The sequence below is a fragment of the uncultured Slackia sp. genome, from assembly GCF_944321625.1.
GTDB lineage: Bacteria > Actinomycetota > Coriobacteriia > Coriobacteriales > Eggerthellaceae > Slackia.
On record NZ_CALUMA010000024.1, the window covers coordinates 1 to 4789 of the forward strand.

General features: G+C 64.2%; 5 protein-coding genes. All 5 read left to right on the forward strand.

Annotated features, from left to right (window positions below):
• Positions 1 to 433 (forward strand): [Fe-Fe] hydrogenase large subunit C-terminal domain-containing protein (locus Q0J60_RS02105; protein ID WP_294438571.1); only part of this gene is annotated, 433 nt, incomplete at its 5' end.
• Positions 424 to 1506 carry an ABC transporter substrate-binding protein gene (locus Q0J60_RS02110; protein WP_294438572.1) on the forward strand — a complete coding sequence of 361 codons (1083 nt, stop codon included), beginning with the start codon at positions 424 to 426 and terminating at the stop codon, positions 1504 to 1506. The genes Q0J60_RS02105 and Q0J60_RS02110, both read left to right, overlap by 10 nt.
• 86 nt (positions 1507 to 1592) lie before the next feature.
• Complete coding sequence (locus Q0J60_RS02115) at positions 1593 to 3218, forward strand: ATP-binding cassette domain-containing protein (protein WP_294438573.1); 1626 nt, start codon at positions 1593 to 1595, stop codon at positions 3216 to 3218.
• Positions 3208 to 3891: an SOS response-associated peptidase family protein gene (locus Q0J60_RS02120; RefSeq protein WP_294438574.1), complete on the forward strand. Its 684-nt coding sequence runs from the start codon at positions 3208 to 3210 to the stop codon at positions 3889 to 3891. The genes Q0J60_RS02115 and Q0J60_RS02120 overlap by 11 nt, the downstream gene beginning before the upstream one ends.
• Positions 3892 to 4044: 153 nt before the next feature.
• On the forward strand, positions 4045 to 4789 hold a 745-nt coding region (locus Q0J60_RS02125), incomplete at its 3' end, for a transposase (protein ID WP_294438575.1).

The window sequence follows — 4789 nt, forward strand, 5'->3', positions numbered from 1 at the left end:
GGGCGAGAACCCCGATGTGGAGGCGTTCGCCGAGGTGCGCAGCGCCGGCGCCGACCGCGGCTGGCGCGAGAAGAGCTTCCAGCTGCCCGACCGCACGCTTCGCATCGCCGTGACCAGCGGCCTTTCCAACGCGGATGCGCTGTGCACCGCCATCGAGCGCGGCGAAGTCGACTATGATTTCGTTGAGGTCATGGCGTGTCCCGGCGGGTGCGTGGGCGGCGGCGGCCAGCCCATTCATGAGGGCGAGGAGTGGGCCGCGCCGCGTGCCGGCATTTTGCACGGCATCGACAAGAAGAGCGCCCTGCGCTTCAGCCATGAGAACCCCTCGGTCAAGGCGTGCTACGAGAACTTCCTCGGGTCGCCCTTGTCCGAGAAGGCCGAGGCGCTTCTGCATTCGAACCACCTCGAGGATTGGAGCATGCCGTGGAGGTAGAGACGATAGCCATTCGTGCGCGGTCGCTGAGCCGTCGAGCGTTTTTGACGGTAGCAGCTGCCGCGCTGGGATGCGTCTTAGCGCTTTCCGGATGCTCGCAGCAGGTCGTGACCGAGAATGAACCTGCCGCCGACGACGCGGCTCAGTCCGAGGCGCAGCAGGTTCAGCCTACCGAGGTGCGCATCGGTGCGCTCAAAGGCCCCACGGGCATGGGGCTCGCGGGCATGATGGGCGAAGCGCCAAGCGGTATCAGCGACGCGTGCGCCTACACCTATGAGCTTGCCGGTTCGGCCGACGAGCTTACGCCCATGCTCATCCAGGGCGATTTGGATATGTGCATGGTGCCTGCCAACCTCGCTGCGGTTCTGTATCAGAAGACAGAAGGCGCCGTCCAGGTGCTTGCGGTCAACACGCTCGGCGTGCTGGACATCGTATGCACCGATGAGAACGTACAGAGCATCCAGGACCTTGCTGGCAAGACCATCGTCTCGGCGGGCAAGGGCTCCACGCCCGAGTACGCCCTTCGCTATCTGCTTGAGAACAACGGCATCGACCCCGATACCGATGTGACTATCGAGTGGAAGAGCGAGCATGCCGAATGTCTGGCCGAGCTTCAGGCCGATCCGACGGTTGTCGCCATGCTGCCGCAGCCGTTCGCCACGAGCGCTCTGTCCAAGGTCGAAGGCGCTCGCATTGCCATCGACCTCAACGACGCATGGGACGAGACCGCTCAGGCAAACGGAAGCGATGCCCAGCTGATCACCGGCGTCGTGGTTGCCCGCACCCAGTTCGTGGAAGAGAACCCCGAGGCGGTGGCGGCGTTCATGGTCGACTATGCGGACTCTATCGCATTCGTGAACGACAACGTGGATGAGGCCGCGCAGATCATCGGTGATGCGGGCATCATCGATGCGGCGGTGGCGCAGAAGGCCATCCCGTACTGCAATATCGTCTTCATGTCCGGGGATGAGATGAAGGCCTCGCTCTCGGGGTATCTCCAGACGTTGTACGATGCTGCGCCCGAATCGGTGGGCGGCACGATGCCCGACGACGGGTTCTATTACCAGGGTTAGTGCGCGTTTCGGCGCAATGGGGCGGTCGTCGCATTCGCGGCGGCCGCCTTTTCTGTATCATGGATGCGAGTAGGAAAGGAGGAAGCATGGGCCTTTGGCAGCGTGATGACGCCGCGTCAAACAAGACACGAAGCGATACTTCCTCCCGTTTCCGCATTCGTGCGTGGGCGGTTGTGCTTTGGATCATGCTGTGGCAGGCTGCTGCGATGCTTATGGACAGCGCGCTTCTTCTGCCTGGTCCCGTCGACGTGCTTGCGCGATTTTTTGCGCTTGCCGGTACCGCGGAGTTTTGGGGGCGTGTCGGATTCACCCTGCTGCGTATCGTGGCGGGCTTCGTCATCGGCGTCGTATTTGGGGCAGCCCTGGCGGCAATCGCCATGCGATTTTGTCGGGCGGGCGAGCTCTTTGCGCCGGCTATGGCGCTGGCGAAGAGCGTTCCTGTGGCATGCTTCGTGGTGCTGGCGCTCATCTGGGCAGGTGCATCCCAACTTTCGGTGATCGTGGGCGTGCTGGTGGTGGCGCCCATCGTCTATGAGAACGTGTGCGACGGCGTGCGCGCGACCGACGTGCGCCTTTTGGAGATGGCGCAGGTGCTGCGGGTGCCTGCTGCGCGCACGTTTACAGCCATCTATCTGCCGCAGGTGCTCCCATATTTCCGCGCAGCCTGCGCGTCGAGCTTCGGCATGGCGTGGAAGGCGGGCGTCGCGGCCGAGATTATCGCCATTCCCGCCGGGTCGATGGGCGAGGCGCTGTACGGCGCGAAGATCTATTTCGATACGCCAGACCTGTTTGCGTGGACGCTTGCGGTTGTCGTGCTAAGCGTGCTGTTCGAGAAGGCTTTCGCCTGGGTGCTCGATGCGGTCGCTGCAAGGGGGATGGGGGCTGGCTCTGCTTCTAAAGGCGTGTCCTCTCTCGAACACGGGTCCGTGTGCCTTGAAAGTGCGTGCGACGATGCCCGCGTGCGTTCGCAAGCCGACGTGGCGAGCCGGGGTTCGCAGGACGTCGATCGCATTCATGCTCTCGCTTGTGCACCGGGGGATTCGGGTGCTTTGCGCCTGGATAGGATTGAATTCAAGGGCGTCGGGAAGTCGTTCGACTCCGTGTCGGCGTTTTCGGACATCTCCTTCACGGTAGAGGGCGATGCCCCCGTCTGCTTGATGGCCCCCTCCGGATTCGGGAAGACGACGCTTCTGCGCATGGCGGCGGGCACCGAGAATCCCGATGAAGGTTCGGTCGAGGCGCTAGACGTTGACGGTAGCGTTTTTGTTCCGCGCATTTCGATGGCATTCCAGGAGGATCGTCTGATCGAGCACCTGGATGCGCTCGCCAACGCGCGCATCGCGCTGCACGCCCGCGATGCGGTATGGGACGACGCTCCTCGCTTGCTTGAACGCCTGGGAATAGGGGATTGCATCGGCAAACCCGCTAGGTCGTGCTCAGGTGGGCAGCGTCGCCGTATTGTTTTGGCGCGTGCGCTCCTCACGCCTCATGACGCGCTTCTTCTTGATGAGCCGTTCACCGGCCTGGATGACGCGTCGCGCACGCGGGCAGCGCGCATCGTCCGTGCGCATGAGCGAGGGCGTGTCGTCATCGTGGCGACCCATGACGGACGTGACGCTGCTCTTCTGGGAGCGCGCGTCGTACCCCTTGATTCCGATGAGCGCGTGGATGATGCCGCGCGGAGCGAAGGCGGCGACCGCGATGTGCAATAGGTTCACGGTCTTGGAATACGGCGAGGTTGAAGGCATCGTGCGTTCAATAGTGTTTCAGACTCCGTTTCTCGTGCAGCCTGATTGGCCGGCACGCCGCGATGCCTTTCCGCAAAACGCCGCACCCGTTATCGTGTCGAACGCTATCCCGTATCCATCCCGCAATTCAAGCGCATGGACGCAGAGTCTATCCGTTGCTAATTTGACCTGGGGATTCGATGTGCCTTGGAAGAACGGCGTGGTGTTCAATACGCGTATCGAGTCGGCGCTTGCGGGCGGCGGCATGTGGGATGCGGCGATACACGAAGGCCGCTGCATTGTGCCGACGCTCGGGTTCTGTGAGACGCATGCGAGCGAGATGGCGCGCAACCCGCAAACGGGACGCATGGTGAAGCAGCGGTATCGCTTCACCGCACCAGGCGGCGAAAGCCCCGTCATGTTTCTTGCGGCGGTGCAGCAGGCCGGCCGGTTCTCCATCGTGACCACGCAGCCTAACGCCGTCGTTTCACCCGTCCATAACCGTATGCCGCTCGTGCTCGCACGCGATGAACTGGGCCTATGGATGGAAGGAGATTGCTTGGGCTTGCTTGACAGGCGCGGCATCGGTTTACATGCTGAACCCGAATTTCCTCCGGAAATATATGGCAATGGAGGAAATCAGCTGCGTCTTTTCTAACACTGTCGTCTGATGGCCCTCCTGCGAAATGCATGTTGGCAGTTTTGCGGAGTATGTTATCCATTCTGAGGTAAATCTGATCGTTCGTGTCAGTTTTGCCGAGTGGAGCTGCGGCAGAATCCTGGACCGCGCGTCGCGAGGCAGGAGGGCGCTGTGTACAGCAGGGAATTCAAGGAGAGGACGCTGGCGGACCTCGCCGAGAGCGGGATGACCGTGGCGGCGTTCTGCAGGCAGCCCGGCAGACCCAGCAGGCAGGCGGTCGCCGGATGGCTGCGGCTGGCCGAGCGCGGCGCGCTGCGCGTGCCGGAGCCGGAGGTGCGGGGCCGCTGCGAGCACGCCAAGCACGCCCGCTACCCCGAGGCGACCAAGAGGGAGGCGGCGTCGCTGCTGCGGGCGGGCATGAGGCCCGCCGACGCCGCGCGCAGGCTCGGCGTGGCGTCGGCGTCCCTCGTGTCGGCGTGGGCGCGCAAGGCGCGCGGATGCGCTACCATGTCCCCGAAGGGGGCGGTGCGCATGGACGAGGAGTCGGCGGCGAGGATAGGCGAGCTCGAGGCGGAGCTCGCGAGGGAGCGGCTGGCGAACGCCGCGCTCAGGGAGCTGATGCGCGACCCAAAAGCAGGCGACCCGGCGAGCCTCTCGAACTCGCAGAAGGCAGAGTTGGGCGAGAGATTGAGGAGGGGCTGCGGGTACCGCCTGAGAGACCTGCTTCCCTTCTTGCGTATCTCGAAGAGCTCCTACGAGTACGCCAGGGCGGCCAATGAGAGGCGCGCCCGGCGCGCGGAGGCGGTCGCGGCGCGCGCCGCGCGCGCGTTCGAGGCGAGCGGCGGGACCTACGGCTACCGCAGGGTGCGCGCGAGCATGGCGGCGGGGGCCGACGGCGGCGAGCCCATGCGGGCCT